19 protein-coding genes are annotated in these 18,217 nt (G+C 64.3%); 10 read left to right on the forward strand and 9 right to left on the reverse strand.

Translation table 11 applies throughout. From position 1 onward, the window contains the following. Positions 1 to 142: 142 nt before the first annotated feature. The 4 genes from ACV1FX_RS13990 to ACV1FX_RS14005 all read right to left on the reverse strand — a co-directional run bounded on the left by ACV1FX_RS13990 (position 143) and on the right by ACV1FX_RS14005 (position 3,662). Positions 143 to 1,762 carry a DHA2 family efflux MFS transporter permease subunit gene (locus ACV1FX_RS13990; protein ID WP_473118136.1) on the reverse strand — a complete coding sequence of 540 codons (1,620 nt, stop codon included), beginning with the start codon at positions 1,760 to 1,762 and terminating at the stop codon, positions 143 to 145. Continuing rightward, complete coding sequence (locus tag ACV1FX_RS13995; protein WP_473118197.1) at positions 1,759 to 2,787, reverse strand: HlyD family secretion protein; 1,029 nt, start codon at positions 2,785 to 2,787, stop codon at positions 1,759 to 1,761. Before ACV1FX_RS13995 ends, ACV1FX_RS13990 begins: the two co-directional genes overlap by 4 nt. 336 nt (positions 2,788 to 3,123) lie before the next feature. Next, positions 3,124 to 3,270, reverse strand: coding sequence for a hypothetical protein (locus tag ACV1FX_RS14000; protein WP_473118137.1), 147 nt, complete (start codon positions 3,268 to 3,270; stop codon positions 3,124 to 3,126). A gap of 32 nt (positions 3,271 to 3,302) precedes the next feature. Beyond that, on the reverse strand, positions 3,303 to 3,662 hold the full coding sequence (locus ACV1FX_RS14005; protein ID WP_473118138.1) for a PRC-barrel domain-containing protein: 360 nt from the start codon (positions 3,660 to 3,662) through the stop codon (positions 3,303 to 3,305). 153 nt (positions 3,663 to 3,815) lie between these two features. On the opposite strand from ACV1FX_RS14005, the gene ACV1FX_RS14010 reads away from it, so the two are divergent. From ACV1FX_RS14010 to ACV1FX_RS14040, 7 genes are all read left to right on the forward strand, one after another. Next, positions 3,816 to 5,603 (forward strand): thiamine pyrophosphate-requiring protein, encoded by a 1,788-nt coding sequence (locus ACV1FX_RS14010; protein ID WP_473118139.1) that lies wholly within the window; start codon positions 3,816 to 3,818, stop codon positions 5,601 to 5,603. Between the two features lie 3 nt (positions 5,604 to 5,606). Then, positions 5,607 to 5,834 carry a hypothetical protein gene (locus ACV1FX_RS14015; protein ID WP_473118140.1) on the forward strand — a complete coding sequence of 76 codons (228 nt, stop codon included), beginning with the start codon at positions 5,607 to 5,609 and terminating at the stop codon, positions 5,832 to 5,834. Positions 5,835 to 5,934: 100 nt separating this feature from the next. Further along, positions 5,935 to 6,489 (forward strand): DUF4142 domain-containing protein, encoded by a 555-nt coding sequence (locus tag ACV1FX_RS14020; RefSeq protein WP_473118141.1) that lies wholly within the window; start codon positions 5,935 to 5,937, stop codon positions 6,487 to 6,489. 216 nt (positions 6,490 to 6,705) lie between these two features. Continuing rightward, positions 6,706 to 7,596, forward strand: a complete 891-nt coding sequence (locus ACV1FX_RS14025; protein WP_473118142.1) for an SDR family oxidoreductase — start codon at positions 6,706 to 6,708, stop codon at positions 7,594 to 7,596. A gap of 76 nt (positions 7,597 to 7,672) precedes the next feature. Further along, positions 7,673 to 8,242: a phosphatase PAP2 family protein gene (locus tag ACV1FX_RS14030; RefSeq protein ID WP_473118143.1), complete on the forward strand. Its 570-nt coding sequence runs from the start codon at positions 7,673 to 7,675 to the stop codon at positions 8,240 to 8,242. Beyond that, positions 8,239 to 8,586 (forward strand): DUF3147 family protein, encoded by a 348-nt coding sequence (locus ACV1FX_RS14035; RefSeq protein ID WP_473118144.1) that lies wholly within the window; start codon positions 8,239 to 8,241, stop codon positions 8,584 to 8,586. Before ACV1FX_RS14030 ends, ACV1FX_RS14035 begins: the two co-directional genes overlap by 4 nt. Next, a complete protein-coding gene (locus tag ACV1FX_RS14040; RefSeq protein ID WP_473118198.1) occupies positions 8,586 to 9,059 on the forward strand; it encodes a DUF3147 family protein in 474 nt (157 codons plus the stop codon). The genes ACV1FX_RS14035 and ACV1FX_RS14040 overlap by 1 nt, the downstream gene beginning before the upstream one ends. Here ACV1FX_RS14040 and ACV1FX_RS14045 read toward each other — a convergent pair. Beyond that, positions 9,048 to 9,245 carry a hypothetical protein gene (locus tag ACV1FX_RS14045; protein ID WP_473118145.1) on the reverse strand — a complete coding sequence of 66 codons (198 nt, stop codon included), beginning with the start codon at positions 9,243 to 9,245 and terminating at the stop codon, positions 9,048 to 9,050. The two genes, ACV1FX_RS14040 and ACV1FX_RS14045, sit on opposite strands and share 12 nt — an antisense overlap. 334 nt (positions 9,246 to 9,579) lie before the next feature. Between ACV1FX_RS14045 and ACV1FX_RS14050 the strand changes: the two genes are divergently transcribed. Then, the gene (locus ACV1FX_RS14050; protein ID WP_473118146.1) at positions 9,580 to 9,828 is read left to right on the forward strand and encodes a hypothetical protein; all 249 of its coding nucleotides are present in this window, start codon (positions 9,580 to 9,582) and stop codon (positions 9,826 to 9,828) included. A gap of 140 nt (positions 9,829 to 9,968) precedes the next feature. Here ACV1FX_RS14050 and ACV1FX_RS14055 read toward each other — a convergent pair whose 3' ends face one another. From ACV1FX_RS14055 to ACV1FX_RS14065, 3 genes are all read right to left on the reverse strand, one after another. Continuing rightward, positions 9,969 to 10,175, reverse strand: coding sequence for a hypothetical protein (locus ACV1FX_RS14055; RefSeq protein ID WP_473118147.1), 207 nt, complete (start codon positions 10,173 to 10,175; stop codon positions 9,969 to 9,971). 94 nt (positions 10,176 to 10,269) lie between these two features. Then, positions 10,270 to 10,404 (reverse strand): hypothetical protein, encoded by a 135-nt coding sequence (locus tag ACV1FX_RS14060; RefSeq protein WP_473118148.1) that lies wholly within the window; start codon positions 10,402 to 10,404, stop codon positions 10,270 to 10,272. Between the two features lie 119 nt (positions 10,405 to 10,523). Then, entirely contained in the window at positions 10,524 to 10,721 is a 198-nt protein-coding gene (locus ACV1FX_RS14065; RefSeq protein ID WP_473118149.1) for a hypothetical protein, read from the reverse strand. Between the two features lie 95 nt (positions 10,722 to 10,816). On the opposite strand from ACV1FX_RS14065, the gene ACV1FX_RS14070 reads away from it, so the two are divergent. Then, positions 10,817 to 11,341: a DUF4142 domain-containing protein gene (locus ACV1FX_RS14070; RefSeq protein WP_473118150.1), complete on the forward strand. Its 525-nt coding sequence runs from the start codon at positions 10,817 to 10,819 to the stop codon at positions 11,339 to 11,341. A 4-nt stretch (positions 11,342 to 11,345) separates the two neighbouring features. Here the strand turns inward: ACV1FX_RS14070 and ACV1FX_RS14075 are convergent, their stop codons facing one another. Next, the gene (locus ACV1FX_RS14075) at positions 11,346 to 11,636 is read right to left on the reverse strand and encodes a hypothetical protein (protein ID WP_473118151.1); all 291 of its coding nucleotides are present in this window, start codon (positions 11,634 to 11,636) and stop codon (positions 11,346 to 11,348) included. Positions 11,637 to 11,924: 288 nt separating this feature from the next. Between ACV1FX_RS14075 and ACV1FX_RS14080 the strand changes: the two genes are divergently transcribed. Beyond that, complete coding sequence (locus ACV1FX_RS14080; protein ID WP_473118152.1) at positions 11,925 to 18,212, forward strand: HAMP domain-containing protein; 6,288 nt, start codon at positions 11,925 to 11,927, stop codon at positions 18,210 to 18,212. Positions 18,213 to 18,217: the final 5 nt, after the last annotated feature.

Here is an 18,217-nt window from a genome sequence, read left to right on the forward strand (position 1 = left end):
ATATTAAGGTCGAGGCTATAGTTCTAAAATAGAACTGTCAAATTCCTCCCATACTGGCCGTAAGTCAGGTCAAAATGTCCAGATCTTTCATATGGGTTCCTTTTCAGACCATTCAGTGAACCTTGCGAACCCAGCAAAGCCATCAATGGCCGCGGGCCGGAGCTTGCAGGTCGATCGGGCGTAGGATCGCAGCAACGGGGATCATCAGGACGGCGATGATCGCGAGCGTCCAGAACACGTCGATATAGGCGAGGAAGTCGACCTGCTGCTGCAAGGTCCTGCCGACCCAGGCGATCGCCTGCGCTGCCGCATCCGACGCGTTCGAGCCCTGTGCCTGGAAGAACCGCGTCATCGCATCCACACCCTGCTGGTAGCCGAGATCGGACGGCGCGAGATGCTCGATCAGCCGGCTTTGATGGAATTGCTGGCGCTGGGCGAGGATGGTCTGCGCCAGCGCAACACCTATCGAGCCGCCGATATTCCGAGCGACGTTGATGAGCGCAGATGCCTGGTTCGTCTTGTCCGGCGGCACGCCATCATAGGAGGCCGTCGTCACCGGCAGGAACAGGAAGGGCAAACCGAGCGCGAGCAGAATGCGCGCCATCGCCGCATAGCCATAGGTGATGTCGCCGTTGATACCGGTGAGATGCCACATCGCGACGGCGCAGATGGCAGCGCCAACCATGATGAGATATTTCGGCTGCACCATGCTGACGAGACGGCCGACCACCGGCATCAGAACCAGCGTTGCGACGCCGCCGGGCGACAGAGCAAGGCCCGCAAGCATCGCAGTGTAGTTCAGCTCGGTCTGCAGGAGCTGCGGAATGAGCTGCGTGGTCGAGATCAGCACTGCGCCGGTACCCAGCATGACTACGAAGCAGGCGCCGAACTGTCGCCGCCCGAGCAGGCGGATGTCGACGATCGGATCCTCGCGCGTTAATTCCCACGGAATCAGCGCGAGCAGGCAAAACGCGGAAAGGCAGGCAAAGGCAACGATCATGTTCGATCCGAACCAATCGTTGCGCTGGCCTTCGTCGAGCACGAACTCGAGCGAACCGAGACCGATCGCGACAAGGATGAAGCCGATATAGTCGACACGCAGCCCCTTGGCGAGCAGCTCCGCCCTTTCCTCTTGCGCACCGGATGGTTCTTTCACCAGCGTGCCGACCAGGAACAGCGAGATGAGACCCATCGGCACATTGATCAGGAACACCCAGTGCCAGGAATAGGTGTCGGTGATCCAGCCGCCGAGCGTCGGACCGATCACCGGCGCAACCACGACGGCAACGCCATAAATCGCGAATGCCTGCCCGCGCTTGTGCGGCGGAAAGGAGTCGGCAAGGATCGCCTGCTCGCTGGTCGCCATACCGCCGCCGCCGAGCCCCTGCAGGATGCGGAACAGCACCAGAGCCTCGAGACTCCAGGCGAAGCCGCAGAGCAGCGATGCCGCCGAGAAAGTGGCAACGCACATCATGTAGAAGCGCTTGCGGCCAATCACGGTCGAGAGCCAGCCCGAGATCGACAGCACGATGGCGTTGGCGACGAGGTAGCTCGTGATGACGTAGGTGCTCTCGTCGAGTCCGACCGCGAGCCCGCCGGCAATGTGGCGCAGCGAAACGTTGGCGATGGTGGTGTCCAGCACCTCCATGAAGGTGGCGATGGAGACCACGAAGGCGATCAGATAGGGATTGTGTCCCCCCGCCGCGGAGCGCTCCGGTGACCAGCCGCCCGCCGCCGCGCCGCCCTGCGCGATGTCGGTCATCGCACCTTCGTCCAGGGCACGACCGACATCCCCGGCCCCACCGGCAGATCGGCCGGCCAGTTGTCGACCACGATCTTCACGGGCACGCGCTGCACCACCTTGACGTAATTGCCGGTCGCGTTCTCCGCCGGCAGCAGGCTGAAGGCTGTCCCGGAGCCCGGCTGCACCGACGCCACGCGACCGGTGAGCTTGCGGTCGGGATAGGCATCGATGCGAATCTCGACCGACTGGCCCGGCCGCATGTCCTTGAGCTGCGTTTCCTTGTAATTCGCGACGATCCAGACATCGTCGGGCACGAACATCATCAGGCTCTGGCCCGGCGTGACGTAGGTGCCCTTGGCTCCGCTGAGCTTGACGACACGCCCCGGCTGCGCTGCGAGCACGCTGGTGTAGTCGACGTTCAGCCTGGCCTGATCGCGCTGCGCCTCGGACTGCTTGAGTTGCGCCTTGGCACCTTCGAGCTGCGCCTCGAGCGTCTTGATGCCGAGTTCGGCGCTGCTTACCGCGGTCCTCGCGCGCTCGGTGTTGGCCTGCTGCGCCTGGAGGTCGGAGTGAGTCTGCTGCGCACGCTGGACGGTACCGGCTCCCTTCTGAACGAGATCCTGCGCCCGCGCGTCCTCCTCCTGCGCAAATTTGAGTTGGGCCTCGGCCTGCTCGAGCTGGGCCTTGGCCTGGTTGATCTGCTCCTTCTGGGACTCGATCTGGGCTTCGACGTTGCCGATATTGGCCTGCGAGGCGGCGACCTGCGCCTCGGCCTGGTCGAGCGCAATCCGATAGTCGCGCTCGTCGATCCGCGCCAGGAGATCGCCAGCCTTGACGTGCTGGTTATCGGTGACGGGGACATCGACGACGTAGCCGCCGACCTTCGAGGCGACGGAAAAACTACGCGCGGCGATGAAGGCATCGTCGGTGGATTCATAGTGGCGAATGTTCAGCCAGTAAACGAGGCCGGCCACCAGCACGGCGATCAGGACAAGGGCGCCCGACGTCGCGAGCAGCCAGTGCTCGCGCAGGCGGTCATGCAGCGACGACGCGGGTGATGCATCAGCCGCCTCGCGGGCCTTGTTCGAGACGTCCTGGGGGCTGTCCTTGTGCGGGGGCAACAGCGGCTGCTCCGCGGACGGCCCACGCGCTCGTGTTTGAGCATCCACGATTCAGTACCTCGACTAATTCAGACGTACTGACAGCTCGTCCGCATTTCACGCGTACGACCGCCGTCATGCCCCGGCTTGACCGGGGCATGCAGTACGCCGCGGCAACCGTCTCTGGAATACTGGATCGCCCGGTCGAGCCGGGCGATGACACCGACAAAGTGGCGCGCGCTCTCGCCCGTGGCGACGAACTCCCCGGCTCTCGCACGGTCAATGCGTCTTGCTCTCCTGCCACTTCTCCAGATCGGGTTTCGCCTTGCCCGAGCTCTGTTCCTTCTCCGGATTGCCCTTCGTCTGTGCGTGCGATCCCCAGTCATTTTGCTGGCGGGGATCGTCCGTGGGCTTTTCCCTGCTCATCGGAAACTCCTGCTCGAAAGCGCATGGACGCTCTAGATGATCGGCACGCCGTAGTAAGCGTTCAGCGCGCGGACCCTCGCCTCGTCACTCCAGTTCCACTCGGCCGCCTCGCCATAGTGCGGGGCGCCGCGCAACTCCTTGGCGGTGATGCCGGTGACGTAGCCGCCGAGGTCGGTATCGTATTTCAGCGACTGCCAGGGCAGCGGATAATGGTCGTGGCCGAGCCCGAGGAACCCGCCGAAGCCGAGCACGGCGTAAGAAACCCTGCCGCTCTTCTTGTCGATCATGACGCGCTCGATCGAACCAATCTTGTTGTGGTCGATGCCATAGACCGAAGTCCCCTCGACCTTGTCGCTGCCGATCAGCGTGCCTGTTTCGCTTTGATCCATCATGGTGAGATCTCCGTTGAGACTCGCTTTTCGGATCAACCAAGCCGCGAAGCGATCGTTCCGGCGCTCTCGTCGCGTGTTCCCCGCAGCGGCCTGGAACAAGGCTGAAAAGCAGCGGTTCTCCCATCACCGATGCACGAAAACGGGAGCGCGCGGATGTCTCAGACCGTCTCCGACTTTGTAGTCCAACGTCTGCATCAATGGGGCGTGCGCTACATTTTCGGCTATCCCGGCGACGGCATCAACGGCGTGTTTGGCGCGCTCAGCCGCGCCGATGAAAAGATCGGCTTCGTCCAGGCGCGGCACGAGGAGATGGCGGCGTTCATGGCGGCCGCATACGCAAAATTTTCCGGCCAGCTCGGCGTTTGCATCGCGACCTCGGGCCCGGGCGCCTCGCACCTCGTCACCGGCCTCTATGACGCGCTGCTCGATCATCAGCCGGTGCTCGCGATCGTCGGACAGCAGGCCCGCAACGCGCTCGGCGGCCAATATCAGCAAGAACTCGACCTTGTCTCGATGTTCAAGGACGTCGCCGGCGCCTATGTCGAGCAGGCCTCCTCGCCGGCACAGGTTCGGCACCTGATCGATCGCGCCGCCCGGATTGCGCTCGCCCGCCGCACCGTCACCGCGATCGTACTGCCGAACGATCTCCAGGAGGAGGCTTACGAGGATCCGCCGCGCGCGCATGGCACGCTGCGCTCCGGTATTGGCTACAGCGCGCCAAGGATCACGCCACAGGACGTCGACCTCGATCGCGCGGCCGAGGTGCTCAATGCCGGTCAGAAGGTCGCGCTGCTTATCGGCGCGGGTGCGCTTCACGCCACCGACGAGGTGATCGCGGTCGCCGACCGCTTATCTGCCGGTTGCGCCAAGGCTCTTCTCGGCAAAGCGGCGCTGCCCGACGACCTGCCTTGGGTAACGGGCTCGATCGGCTTGCTGGGCACCGAGCCGAGCTACGATATGATGATGGAATGCGATACGCTGCTGATGATCGGCTCCGGCTTTCCGTATGCAGAGTTCTTGCCGAAGGACGGCAAGGCACGCGGCGTGCAGATCGACATCGACGCCAGCATGTTGTCGATCCGCTTTCCCATGGAGGTCGGCCTCGTCGGAGACGCTGCAGAGACGTTGCGCGCACTGTTGCCGCGATTGAATCCGAAGACTGACGGCGCCTGGCGCAAGGGAATCGAGGATAGCGTTGCTGCGTGGTGGAAGACGTTGGAGGAGCGCGCGCATCAGCCGGCCGCACCGGTCAATCCGCAGCGCGTGACCTGGGACTTGTCGCCGCGCCTTCCCGACCGCGTCATCGTCACCAGCGATTCCGGCTCCTGCGCCAACTGGTACGCGCGCGACCTGAAGATGCGACGTGGCATGATGGCCTCGCTTTCCGGCGGGCTCGCTTCGATGGGTGCCGCTGTGCCTTACGCGATCGCTGCCAAATACGCTCACCCGGACCGGCCCGTGATCGCGCTGGTCGGCGACGGCGCGATGCAGATGAACAACATGGCCGAGCTGATCACGGTTGCAAAATACTGGCGCGAATGGCGCGAGCCGCGTTTCATCGTCTGCGTCTTCAACAATGAGGATCTCAACCAGGTGACGTGGGAGCAGCGCATCATCAATGGCGATCCCAAGTTCGAGGCCTCCCAGCGCATCCCCGATGTCTCCTACTCGCGCTTCGCCGAGCTGATCGGGCTGCGCGGCATTTTCGTCGACCGGGCGGACCTCGTGGCGCCTGCCTGGGACCAGGCGCTCGCGAGCGAGATGCCGGTGGTGCTGGAGGTGAAGACCGATCCCGAAGTGCCGCCACTGCCTCCGCACATCACGCTGCAACAGGCGAAGAATTTTACCCTGGCGCTGGCCAAAGGCGATCCCAACGAGAGCGGCGTGATCAAGGGCGCCGCGCGGCAGGTGCTCGAATCCATTCTGCCGGGAAAGGAGTGAGACATGAGCGACTTTCGCGACATCCAGCATGGCGTCAACGATCCCGTGGGCGGCGTCGACGTGAAGCGGCGGATCAACAACAACGAAACCCCGCACGAGAGGGCGCAGCGCTACGCCGACGTGCGCGCGGTGCCGAGTGCGCAAGCCGGCGAGCCGTTCCTGCCCGAGGGGCTGCGCCGGCCGCCGACCAAACCGCTCAACCCGCGCACCGGCCGCAATCCGACCGACTAGTCGCGCATTGGAACAAGCGCACAACCCGAATGTTGGTCGCCACACGACATCAGTGCGGCAACCGCTTTCCGTGCGCCGCCAGGTTCGGAGGATGAGGATCATGAGACGTACACTGATCGCACTGGGCTGCTGCCTGCTCGCAAGTCCCGTGCTCGCGCAATCAGTCGGCGAGAAAACCGGCGTGAACTCGGTGCTCGGCGTGGCTCCCGCCACGGCCGATTTCGTCAAGGAAGTTGCGATCAGCGACATGTTCGAAATCGAATCGAGCAAGCTCGCCGAGCAGAAGGGCAATGCGCAGGAGAAGACCTTCGCGCAGCAGATGGTGACCGATCACACCAAGACCTCGACGGAACTGAAGCAACTCGTCAGCAGTGGCAAGGTCCAGGCGACTGCGCCGACCACGCTCGACAGCTCGCACCAGAGCAAGCTCGACAAGCTCAAGGGCGCGTCGGGCAAGGACTTCAGTTCGGATTACGACTCCTATCAGCTCAGCGCGCACAAGGATGCGGTGTCGCTATTCGAGCGCTATGCCAATGGCGGCGACAATCCCGAGCTGAAGAGTTGGGCCGGCAAGACGCTGCCGGCACTGAAGCACCATCTCGAAATGGCGGATGAGCTCGGCAAGGCACCGAGCGTCGGTCAGTCCAGCAAGTAAGGACGCTGCGCCGCAATGCGGATGCCGACGGACTCGTCGGCATCCCACCACTTTCTAGCAACGATGCCTCTCCGCGCGCGTTGGGAGCAAAACCGGCGGAGAAGGCGCAAGAGCCCCCTCAGGCAATCGACATCGCGCAGGCACGTCGTCCCACGCAGCAGGCGCAAGCCTGCCGCAGCTTCGCTGCCGTCCGCACCAGCGAAAGGAGACGAGCACATGGCCGAAGAAAAACTCATCGACCCGACATCGCGCTACCCGAAACCGCCCTTCAAGAAGCAATCGCAAGCCTGGCCCGGACTTGCGAGCCAGATGGATCCGCGGCCCGACCACGGCGAGACCAGCTACAAGGGCTCAGGCCGGCTCGTTGGACGCAAGGCGCTGATTACCGGCGGCGATTCCGGCATGGGCCGCGCGGCGGCGATCGCCTATGCGCGCGAAGGCGCCGATGTCGCCATCAACTACGTACCGAACGAGGAGCCGGACGCACAGGAAGTCATCGCGCTGATCAAGAAGGAAGGCCGCATCGGACTTGCCTTTCCCGGCGACCTTCGGAGCGAAACGTTCTGCAAGGAGCTCGTCGAACGCGCGGTTCAGGGCCTCGGCGGGCTCGACGTCGTCGTCTGCAACGCCGCGCGGCAGCAGGCGCGCGACTCGATCCTCGATGTCTCCTCGGAGGATTTCGACGCGACGATGAAGACCAACATCTACGCGCCATTCTGGATCATCAAGGCGGCGCTGCCGCATCTGAAACCGGGGGCCTGCATCATCGGCACCACATCGGAGCAGGCCTACGACCCCTCGCCCGATCTCTACGACTACGCACAAACCAAGGCAGCGACCATGAACTACGTCAAGTCGCTGGCAAAGCAGCTAGGCCCGCGCGGTATTCGCGTCAACGGTGTCGCGCCCGGTCCGATCTGGACGCCGCTTCAAGTCTCCGGCGGCGCCTCGATGGAGAAGTTGGAAAAGTTCGGCGGCCAGACGCCGATGGGACGTCCCGGCCAACCGTCGGAACTCGCCTCGATCTATGTGCAGCTCGCCGCTGCTGACGCGAGCTACGCCACGGGACAGGTCTATGGTTCGGCGGGTGGATCGGGGCAGCCTTAACGGCCAGGAAGCGGAACTTCGCTCTTGCCTCCGCTTTACAACCCTGACACGGAGCCCCCTCGCCGACCGAGCAACGATGGCACTCGTTACAGTCAAGCCGACCCGGATCGATATCGCGATCGCCGATGAAATCGCCGCGCATGCCAGCCCGGGCATGGAAGAGGCCGCTGAGTTTCTCACCTGGGGCGCCGACGAGCACGTGCTGCTCGCCCTTGCTGCCGCCGGTTGGCTCTACGCCTGGACGCGACGTCCCCCGGCGCGACCGGTTGCCAATCATGTGCTTGCGGTGTCGCTCGTGACGGCCGTGCTGCCGCATATCCTGAAATCGATCTTCGATCAGACCAGGCCCGACAGGCTCACTGTCCGCGGCCATCGGCGCGGGATTCCGATATCGGGACGATCGCGCGACGCCTTTCCATCCGGACATGCCGTTCACATGGGCGCGCTTGCCTCTGCTGCCGGTCTGTTGCGGCGCGGTCCGCGCCGCGCCTTGCGCGCCATTGCAGTCGGACTGTCGCTGACACGCATCGTGCTGCTGGCGCATTGGGCGAGCGATGTGGTGGCAGGCTTTGCGCTCGGCGCCGCCGTCGAGCGGCTGTTGAGACCGCGCGCGCTCGTGAAGCGCGATGCGCGGGGATGGCCGTGACCGAGCACCTCCTACGCTTCGTTGCGGGAGGCCTGATCGTATCCGCCTTCGCGATCCTGAGCGACATGCTGCGACCGAAGAGTTTTGCCGGCCTGTTGGGCGCCGCCCCCTCGGTCGCGCTGGCGACGCTCGGCATTGCCGTCGCCCAGCATGGCGCGACTTACGCCGCGGCCGAAAGCTGGACGATGGTCTATGGCGCCGTTGCCCTCGCCTGCTACAGCTTCGTCGTGTGCCAGTTGCTGATGCGATGGCACATCCCGGCGCTGTCCGCGACGATCGTCTCCTTCGCGGTCTGGCTCGCGGTCGCGTTCGGCCTGCTGGCGAGCCTCGGAGGATTCACATGATCCCCGTCAAGCTCTCACCGTTGTCCCTGAAGCAGACACATTGGTACGAATATCTGATCCGTTTCGTGCTTGGCGGTGCGGCGACTGTTCTGGCCGGTCTCATCGGCAAGCAATTCGGCACGTCCGTGGGCGGCCTCTTCCTCGCGCTTCCCGCGATCTTCTGTGCCAGCGCCACGCTGATCGATCGCCACGAACGCCGCAAGAAGGAGAAGGCTGCTCTGAACGGAGAAAGGCGCGGCCGGCAGGCTGCCGCCCTCGATGCTGCAGGCGCCGGATGGGGAAGCATCGGCCTCGCCGCCTTCGCCGCCGTGTTCTGCCTCACCGTCCCGGCAAGCGTTGCAGTAGCCTTTGGCGTCGCGCTGCTCGCGTGGGGAACCGTCGCCGTGTCGATGTGGTGGCTGCGTCGCAGGCTGCGCATCGTGCGCCATCACAGGCAGCAGGGCCACGCTTCGGCCAACCGGCTAACGTCGTAGCGTCAGAAACTCGTGCATCTCGGCGGCGGCCTGAAGCTGCTCGAGACGCGCCACAAGCAACTCGCGCTGGCGTCCACCCTGCAGTGTTTCGCTCCGCAGTTTTGCAAGCTCGTCTTCGAGCCGAAGTCGGTGCTGTTCGAGCCGTTGCTCGAATGTGTGGGGATCAGAACGTTTCCGTTTCCGCATCGCGACCTCGTGGGGGTTGCAGGCCGGGGCTGTTGGCCCAGCGATCGAGTTGCTCAATCACCCTCCGATGGCTTGGCCGGCGCGGCTCGGGCGCCTCGGGCTCTTCGGATAGTTTCCGCGGCAGTCTGACCTGATCGGTCATGGCGTCTTTCCAGTTCGTGGAGCAATCTTGAGCTTCAGCATGAAGCCCTTTCAGCCCCCCACACAATCACATAAGTTATTGAGTTTTCATAATAATTCAGCTCACTTGGCGAATTTTGAGGAACCTGCGGAACCCGCGCCGAGTTGGTTTGTTGAGTAAACTACTCACCTTGCCAACTTTGAGTGGCTGAACATGAACGATCTTCGCGCCGAGCGACTGCAGGTCATGCTCTCGCCTGAAGAACTGAGTGCAGTCGATGATTTCCGCTTCCGCCACCGCATGCCGACGCGCGCTGCGGCGGTGCGTGAACTTCTCAAGCTTGGTCTCGCCAGTGCCGGCATTGATGGCCTGGCTGGCGTCAAGTCGAGCGACTATGGCGTATTCGGTCGCGGCCCCGATGGCCACACGCCGGCACCTGGCGACGGCGACGTCGAGGATTGATCGCGCCTAACAGAGTCCAGAGCAAACGGCCCCGGCACGGGAGTGCCAGGGCCGTCCTTGGAGATTGCCTTCGGCCCACCGGGGTATGAAGCCGTAAGCAATCCACTTACGCGTCCGAGATGGATTCGTTCCTCCGAATCTCAACCGGTCGGCGGCGCGCCGGAATCATCAGGGGTCATACCCGAGCCTGGCGTCTTGGCCTCATCATTCAGTTCGGGATCGCGCGTTGCTTCCTTCGACGGCGAGCCCTTCGCTCCGGATCTGTGCACGGTCTGCGCGCGCTTCTTGTCGCGCGGCTGTTCCTCGGCGCGCTTGTCGCGAACGATGCCATGGTTGGAATGCGTCATGGTATGCTTCCCGCTTTTCGTCTGTGTTCAAGACGCTTACGCGCCGCAGCCGCAATGGTTCCGGTGCGTCAGCGGGGTTCAGGAGGTCAAGCGCCTAGCTGCGCGCATGCTGCGCGGCAGGCGGCGACGAATGTGCCAAATGGACTTGCCGCAGCGTCGTCACGGTCGCGAAGGTGGCGGAAATGCCAAACGCCGTGATGAGGACGAACAGAGCCAGACGGGGAGCCATTGCAATCCTCCTGCTGGAAATGAACAATGGGGTTTGTAGCGACTTTTCCGGATCATCGTAAGTTGGTCGCTCGCCCTCCGGGAGCGGTCTCACACGAGGGCTCACGAAAGCGAGAGCGGCTATGATGCCTGCCTCTTTTGCGGCACGCGTTGGGCAACTGGCGGGATTTCGCCGTCAAGCCAGTCCTGCTCCGCCGCGAGCGCCGACCAGGCTTCCGCCATCCGCTGGTAGCGTTTGAAGGCAGGTTTCCCTTCGGCCCGCTCGGCGAGATGCAGGCAGTTCTCGGCGTTGTCCCTGAAGATATCGGATTGCTTCATTCGGAACAGGTGGGGAGCAAAGCTACCGCACGCAACAGCCCTTACCGGATCGTAATGTCGCGGGAACTTCCGCCGAAGCCCGCCATTGACGGTGCATGCGCATCATCGTCGCCACTGTCCTGTTGTTCATGAGCACCGCTGTCCTCGCGGACAATAGCGGTGAGCGAACATGGGCGGGCCGCGATTCCGCCCGCACGCCGACGGCAACCGACGTCATCAGCGGCCTCTATGCGTTCGGGCGATTCCAGCAGGGATTGCTCGAAAGTGCCGACCTCAGGGGCAACCAGGAGATCAAGACTCTCGCGATCTCGCGAGCCGAGGATGCGGCCAGGCGCGACAAGGCGCTGAAGCAGATCCAGCAAGCGATCGGCGCCGAGCCAAACGTTCGCAAGGCCTCGGCAGCCGACGCCGCCCTGGCCAGCCCCGACGACTCCGAAGGGCCGGCCTATGTCAGGCAGTTCTACGCTGCGCAGGTCGCCGAGTATCAAGAGACCATAACCCTGCTCGAGCATTATCTGCGGGCGCCGGACAATGATGCGCTCGAAGGCTTTGCGCGCGAGCAACTGCCGGTCCTGCGATCACAGCTCCGGGACGCCGCGCGCACGATGGCCGACAAGTAGCAGCTCACCGTTCCGGATGATGCTGTTCGCCCTCCGGCTTCACCGTGCTGTTGCTGTCGGGCATCCTGTCCCTGCCCTGATCGCCATTGTCGTCCCGGCCGCCGGAGGTGGATGTGCCGCTACCGCTCCGGCTCGGGCGCGTCGCAGCCCCCGTCGTCGGGGCGGAGCCGGGCGTCGCCGAACTCGCCGCCGGATCGCCTGTGACGGCCCCGCGGCCACTGGGTGCACCATTCTGCGCGTAGGCCGTACCCGCGATCAGCAAGGCGCCTGCGATGGCTACGGTTACTATTTTCATAACTGGCTCCTTCTCTTCGCGGGTCTAACCGGGGGTCGCCCGCTCCGTTCCGAACAGCCTCGTCCCGTCGTTCCGCATCCGGAACGGTGCTCGCAAGCCAAAGAAAAAATTCCTGAAATCGGATGGAACCGTGTTCCCTGCCGACGCGTTGTTTTGGCCGGGCTGAGCGAGGCAGGTTCCAGTTTTTCATGCTGCAATGTTGCGGCTTGATTTGGAATTTCGCTGACGTTCTATTTCCAAAGTGTGTATTTGCTTTGGATTCGGAAACGCACCTGCGGGGGGAATGACATGAGCGACCTCGATCCCGGACCAGTTTCGCAATCCGGTCGTCGCGTTCCCAAACGAAAAGTGAATGACACTCCGGAAGCCGATTCCCGGCAGGAATTGCTGCTGGCGTTGCAGGCGATGCGCAGCGGCGATTTCTCCGTGCGCATGAGCGGTGACTATCTCGGCATCGACGGCAAGATCGCCGACACCTTCAACGAGATCATCGCCGCCAACCAGCGCATGGCACAGCAGCTCGAGCTGGTCGGCCAGGTGGTGGGGCGCGAGGGCAAGACGCGCCAACGCGTGAAATTCGGGCTCGCCTCCGGCTCATGGGCCGACATGGAAGGCTCGGTCAACACGCTAATCGACGATCTGCTGTGGCCAACGCGTGAAGTGACGCGCGCGGTCGCGGCCGTGGCGCAAGGCGACCTGCTGCAAACCGTCAAGCTCGACGTCGACGGCCGCCCCTTGCGCGGCGAATTCCTGCAATCGGCGACCATCGTCAACACCATGATCAAGCAGCTCGGCGTGTTCACCTCCGAGGTGACACGCGTCGCGCGCGAGGTCGGCACCGAAGGCAAGCTCGGTGGCCAGGCCCAGGTGCCGGAAGTCACCGGCGTCTGGAAGGATCTGACCGAGAGCGTCAACTCGATGGCGAACAACCTGACCAACCAGGTGCGCAACATCGCGGAGGTCACCATCGCGGTCGCCAACGGCGACCTCTCCAAGAAGATCACTGTCGACGTCCGCGGCGAGATCCTGCAGCTCAAGGAAGCCATCAACACGATGGTGGACCAGCTTCGCTCCTTTGCCTCCGAAGTGACGCGCGTCGCGCGTGAGGTCGGCACCGACGGCAAGCTCGGCGGCCAGGCCATCGTGCCGGGCGTCGCCGGCACTTGGAAGGACCTGACTGACTCGGTCAACGCGATGTGCGGCAACCTGACCGCCCAGGTGCGCAACATCGCCCACGTGACGACGGCGGTGGCGCGCGGCGACCTGTCGCGAAAGATCACCGTGGACGTACGCGGCGAAATTCTGGAGCTGAAGGACACCATCAACACCATGGTGGACCAGCTCAACTCCTTTGCATCCGAAGTGACGCGCGTCGCGCGCGAGGTCGGCACCGAAGGCAAGCTCGGCGGCCAGGCCCAGGTGCCCGGTGTAGCCGGCACCTGGAAGGACCTCACCGACAACGTCAACTTTATGGCCTCCAACCTGACGGCGCAGGTCCGCAACATCGCCGACGTCGCGACCGCGATCGCGAGCGGCGACCTCTCCAAGAAGATCACGGTGAACGTGTCGGGCGAGATCCTTCAGCTCAAGGAAACGCTCAACACCATGGTCGACCAGCTCAACGCGTTCGCCGGCGAAGTGACGCGCGTGGCGCGCGAAGTCGGCACCGAAGGCCGGCTCGGCGGTCAGGCCAACGTGCTCGGCGTCGCCGGCACCTGGAAGGACCTGACTGAGAGCGTCAACTCGATGGCGTCGAACCTCACCGCCCAGGTCCGCAACATCGCCGAAGTGACGACCGCCGTCGCAGGCGGCGACCTCTCGAAGAAGATCACCGTGGACGTGCGCGGCGAGATCCTGGAGCTGAAGGACACCATCAACACCATGGTGGACCAGCTCAACGCCTTCGCCGGTGAAGTGACGCGCGTCGCGCGCGAGGTCGGCACCGAGGGCAAGCTCGGCGGTCAGGCCCAGGTGCGTGGCGTCGCCGGCACATGGAAGGACTTGACCGACTCGGTCAACTCGATGGCCTCGAACCTGACCGGTCAGGTCCGCAACATCGCCGAGGTCGCCACCGCCGTGGCCAAGGGCGACTTGTCGAAGAAGATCACCGTGAACGTGTCGGGCGAGATCCTTCAGCTCAAGGAAACGCTCAACACGATGGTCGACCAGCTCAACGCGTTCGCCGGTGAAGTGACGCGCGTCGCCCGCGAGGTCGGCACCGAAGGCAAGCTCGGCGGCCAGGCCGAGGTGCCAGGCGTCGCCGGCACCTGGAAGGATCTCACCGACAGCGTGAACTCGATGGCGGGCAACCTCACCGCCCAGGTCCGCAACATCGCCGAAGTGGCAACCGCCATCGCCGGCGGCGACCTGTCACGAAAAATTACCGTCGACGTGCGCGGCGAGATCCTGCAGCTCAAGGACACCCTCAACACGATGGTCGACCAGCTCAACCGCTTCGCGGGCGAGGTGACGCGCGTCGCCCGCGAGGTCGGCACCGAAGGCCGGCTCGGCGGCCAGGCCAATGTGCCCGGCGTGGCCGGCACCTGGAAGGATCTCACCGATAGCGTGAACTCGATGGCGGGCAACCTCACCGCCCAGGTCCGCAACATCGCCGAGGTGACGACCGCCGTGGCGCGCGGCGACCTGTCCCGCAAGATCACCGTCGACGTGCGCGGCGAAATCCTTGAGCTGAAAAACACCATCAACACCATGGTGGACCAGCTCAACGCCTTCGCCGGCGAAGTCACGCGCGTGGCGCGCGAGGTCGGCACCGAGGGCAAGCTCGGCGGTCAGGCCGAGGTGCAGGGCGTGGCCGGCACCTGGAAGGACCTCACGGACAACGTCAACTTCATGGCCTCGAACCTGACGGCGCAGGTCCGCAACATCGCCGAGGTCGCGACCGCGATCGCAGGCGGCGACCTGTCGAAGAAGATCACCGTGGACGTGCGCGGCGAAATCCTTCTGCTCAAGGACACCTTGAACACGATGGTGGAGCAGTTGCGCTCCTTCGCCGCCGAAGTGACGCGCGTGGCGCGCGAGGTCGGCACCGAGGGCCGGCTCGGCGGCCAGGCCGTCGTGCCCGGCGTCGGCGGCACCTGGAAGGACCTCACCGACAACGTCAACCTCCTGGCCGCGAACCTCACCACCCAGGTGCGCAATATCGCCGAAGTCACCACCGCCGTGGCGCGCGGCGACCTGTCCCGCAAGATCACCGTGGACGTGAAGGGCGAAATCCTCGAGCTGAAGAACACCATCAACACCATGGTGGACCAGCTCAACGCCTTCGCCGGCGAGGTCACGCGAGTCGCACGCGAGGTTGGCACCGAAGGCGAGCTCGGCGGTCAGGCCCAGGTGCCCGGCGTCGCCGGCACCTGGAAAGACCTCACCGACACCGTCAACTTCATGGCGGCGAACCTGACCGAGCAGGTCCGCGGCATCGTCAAGGTGGTGACCGCGGTCGCCAATGGCGATTTGAAGCAAAATCTCACCGTGAAATCAAAGGGCGAGGTCGCGGCGCTCGCCGACACCATCAACAACATGACCGAGACGCTCGCGACCTTCGCCGACCAGGTGACGTCGGTGGCGCGCGAGGTCGGCGTCGAAGGCCGGCTCGGCGGTCAGGCCGACGTGCCGGGTGCGGCCGGCACCTGGAAGGACCTGACCGGCAACGTCAACCTGCTAGCCGCGAACCTGACCTCGCAGGTGCGCGCGATCGCGGAGGTCGCGACCGCCGTGACCAAGGGCGACCTGACCCGATCGATCCAGGTCGATGCCCGCGGCGAGGTCGCCGAGCTGAAAGACAACATCAACACCATGATCACCAACCTGCGTCTCACGACGGATGTGAACACCGAGCAGGATTGGCTGAAGACGAACCTCGCCAAATTCACCAACATGCTCCAGGGCCAGCGCGACCTCACCACCGTCGGCCGTCTCCTGCTCTCCGAGCTGTCGCCGCTGGTCAACGCCCATACCGGTGTGATCTACCAGATCGAGAACGAGGACAGCCCGCAGCTCCGCCTGCTCGCCTCCTATGCCGGCGACGGCGCCTATCCCTATCCGCAGGTGCTGCAATTCGGTGACGGCCTCGCCGGGCAATGTGCGCTCGACAAGCGCCCGCGCGTAGTCGCGGACATCCCGGCCGACGTCGTGCCGATCAACTCGGCGCTGCTGCGCGCCGTGCCGAAGAACCTCGTGGTGCTGCCGGTGCTGTTCGAGAGCCAGGTCAAGGCGGTGATCGAGCTCGCCTCGCTCGCCTCGTTCACGACCTCGCAAATGACCTTCCTGGAGCAGCTCACCGACTCCATCGGCATCGTGCTCAACTCGATCGAGGCGACGATGCAGACCGAAGGCCTGCTCAAGCAGTCGCAACAGCTTGCGGGCGAGCTTCAGGCCCAGCAGCGCGAATTGCAGCAGACCAACGAGCAGCTCGAGCAGAAGGCGCAGCAGCTCGCCGAGCGCAACGTGGAAGTCGAGCGCAAGAACCAGGAGATCGAACAGGCCCGCCGCGCGCTGGAGGAAAAAGCCACCGAGCTCGCGCTGACCTCGAAATACAAGTCCGAATTCCTCGCGAATATGAGCCACGAACTGCGTACGCCGCTGAACTCGATCCTGATCCTCGGCCAGCAGCTCACCGACAATCCGGATGGCAATCTCTCGGCCAAGCAGGTCGAGTTCGCCCGCACGATCCACGGCGCCGGCACGGATCTGTTGAACCTGATCAGCGACATTCTCGATCTTTCCAAGATCGAGTCGGGCACCGTGACCGTCGACGCCGAGGAGATCCTGACCGCGAACCTGCTGGAGACCGTCGGGCGCCCGTTCCGGCACGAGGCCGAAAACCGCAACCTGTCCTTCAACATCGAGGTCGATCCGAACCTCGCCCGCAGCATCGTCACCGACTCCAAGCGACTGCAACAGGTGCTGAAGAACCTGTTGTCGAACGCCTTCAAGTTCACGGCCGAAGGCGGCGTGCGACTGAAGGTCGCCGCCGCGCTCGGCGGCTGGACACCGGATCACCCGGTGCTGAACGCTGCCCCGGCGGTGATCGCGTTCGAGGTCTCCGATTCCGGTATCGGCATTCCCCTGGAGAAGCAGAAGCTGATCTTCGAGGCCTTCCAGCAGGCCGATGCCGGCACCAGCCGCAAATATGGCGGCACGGGCCTCGGCCTCGCCATCAGCCGCGAACTCGCAAGCCTGCTCGGCGGCGAGATCCATCTGCGCAGTGCGACCGGCAAGGGCTCCACCTTCACGTTGTACCTGCCGCTCAAATATTCGGGACCGACGCTCACGCCGCGCGCCGCGCCCGCGACCAATCAGCCGCCCGCGCTCCAGACCCAGGCGACTGCGCCCGAGCGCGTCATCGAGCAATTACCCGACGACCGGCTCGATCTCGAACCGGGAGACACCATTCTGCTGATCGTCGAGGACGACCCGCATTACGCTCGCGTGCTGGTCGATCTCGCCCGCGACAAGGGCTTCAAGGTGCTGGTCGCCGCACGCGGCGCTGAAGCGCTCGAGCTCGCCAAGCAATACCAGCCGACGGCGGTGTCGCTCGACGTGTTCCTGCCGGACATGCTGGGCTGGACGGTGTTGAGCCAGCTCAAGCACAATCCGCTGACCCGCCACATCCCCGTGCAGATCATCACGCTGGACGAGGATCGCCAGCACGCGCTCGCCCGCGGCGCCTTCTCCTTCGTCAACAAGCCGACCACGACCGAGGGTGTTTCGGCCGCGCTGACCCAGATCAAGGAATATGCAAGGCCGCGGCGCAAGCGGCTCCTCATCGTGGAGGACAACGAGGCCGAACAGCTCTCGATCCGTGAGCTGTTGCATCACGACGACATCGAGATCGTGGCGACCGACACAGGCGCCGGCGCGCTCTCGACGCTGCGCGATGCTCCTTACGACTGCGTGGTGCTGGACCTGCGCCTGCCGGACATGAGCGGCTTCGAGGTGCTGGACCAGATCCGCAGCGACGAGGCGCTGTCGAACATCCCGGTCGTGGTGTTCACCGGGCGAGAGCTCTCGGCCGAAGAGGATGCCGAGCTCCACACCATGGCACGCAGCATCGTGGTCAAGGGCGTGGAATCGCCCGAACGCCTGCTCGATGAGACCGCGCTGTTCCTGCATCGGGTGATCACCGAGCTGCCGACCGAAAAGCAGCGCATGCTGGAGAAGCTCAACAGTTCCGACGAGGACCTGATCGGCAAGACCGCGCTGCTGGTCGACGACGACGCCCGCAATATCTTCGCGCTGTCGAGCGTGCTGGAACGGCGCGGCATGAAGGTGCTGACCGCCACAACGGGCCGCGAAGCGGTGGCGCTGGTGGAATCCAATCCGGAGATCGCAATCGTGCTGATGGACATCATGATGCCGCAGATGGATGGCTATCAGACCATCGGCGTGATCCGGGAGAACCCGGCCTTTTTACGCCTGCCGATCATCGCGCTGACCGCGAAGGCGATGAAGGGCGACCGGGAGAAATGTCTGGAAGCGGGCGCCTCCGACTATCTCGCCAAACCCGTCAATACCGATCAATTGCTGCTTGCGATCCGCATGTGGCTGCATCGCTGAGTGGG

This window comes from Bradyrhizobium ingae, from assembly GCF_055791185.1.

Bases quoted from the DNA above. Each gene is read 5' to 3' on its own strand.
- ACV1FX_RS13990 (WP_473118136.1), bottom strand. From the start codon at position 1,762: ATGACCGACATCGCGCAGGGCGGCGCGGCGGCGGGCGGCTGGTCACCG.
- ACV1FX_RS14000 (WP_473118137.1), bottom strand. From the start codon at position 3,270: ATGAGCAGGGAAAAGCCCACGGACGATCCCCGCCAGCAAAATGACTGG.
- ACV1FX_RS14005 (WP_473118138.1), bottom strand. From the start codon at position 3,662: ATGATGGATCAAAGCGAAACAGGCACGCTGATCGGCAGCGACAAGGTC.
- ACV1FX_RS14010 (WP_473118139.1), top strand. From the start codon at position 3,816: ATGTCTCAGACCGTCTCCGACTTTGTAGTCCAACGTCTGCATCAATGG.
- ACV1FX_RS14015 (WP_473118140.1), top strand. From the start codon at position 5,607: ATGAGCGACTTTCGCGACATCCAGCATGGCGTCAACGATCCCGTGGGC.
- ACV1FX_RS14020 (WP_473118141.1), top strand. From the start codon at position 5,935: ATGAGACGTACACTGATCGCACTGGGCTGCTGCCTGCTCGCAAGTCCC.
- ACV1FX_RS14025 (WP_473118142.1), top strand. From the start codon at position 6,706: ATGGCCGAAGAAAAACTCATCGACCCGACATCGCGCTACCCGAAACCG.
- ACV1FX_RS14030 (WP_473118143.1), top strand. From the start codon at position 7,673: ATGGCACTCGTTACAGTCAAGCCGACCCGGATCGATATCGCGATCGCC.
- ACV1FX_RS14045 (WP_473118145.1), bottom strand. From the start codon at position 9,245: ATGCGGAAACGGAAACGTTCTGATCCCCACACATTCGAGCAACGGCTC.
- ACV1FX_RS14050 (WP_473118146.1), top strand. From the start codon at position 9,580: ATGAACGATCTTCGCGCCGAGCGACTGCAGGTCATGCTCTCGCCTGAA.
- ACV1FX_RS14055 (WP_473118147.1), bottom strand. From the start codon at position 10,175: ATGACGCATTCCAACCATGGCATCGTTCGCGACAAGCGCGCCGAGGAA.
- ACV1FX_RS14060 (WP_473118148.1), bottom strand. From the start codon at position 10,404: ATGGCTCCCCGTCTGGCTCTGTTCGTCCTCATCACGGCGTTTGGCATT.
- ACV1FX_RS14065 (WP_473118149.1), bottom strand. From the start codon at position 10,721: ATGAAGCAATCCGATATCTTCAGGGACAACGCCGAGAACTGCCTGCAT.
- ACV1FX_RS14070 (WP_473118150.1), top strand. From the start codon at position 10,817: ATGCGCATCATCGTCGCCACTGTCCTGTTGTTCATGAGCACCGCTGTC.
- ACV1FX_RS14075 (WP_473118151.1), bottom strand. From the start codon at position 11,636: ATGAAAATAGTAACCGTAGCCATCGCAGGCGCCTTGCTGATCGCGGGT.
- ACV1FX_RS14080 (WP_473118152.1), top strand. From the start codon at position 11,925: ATGAGCGACCTCGATCCCGGACCAGTTTCGCAATCCGGTCGTCGCGTT.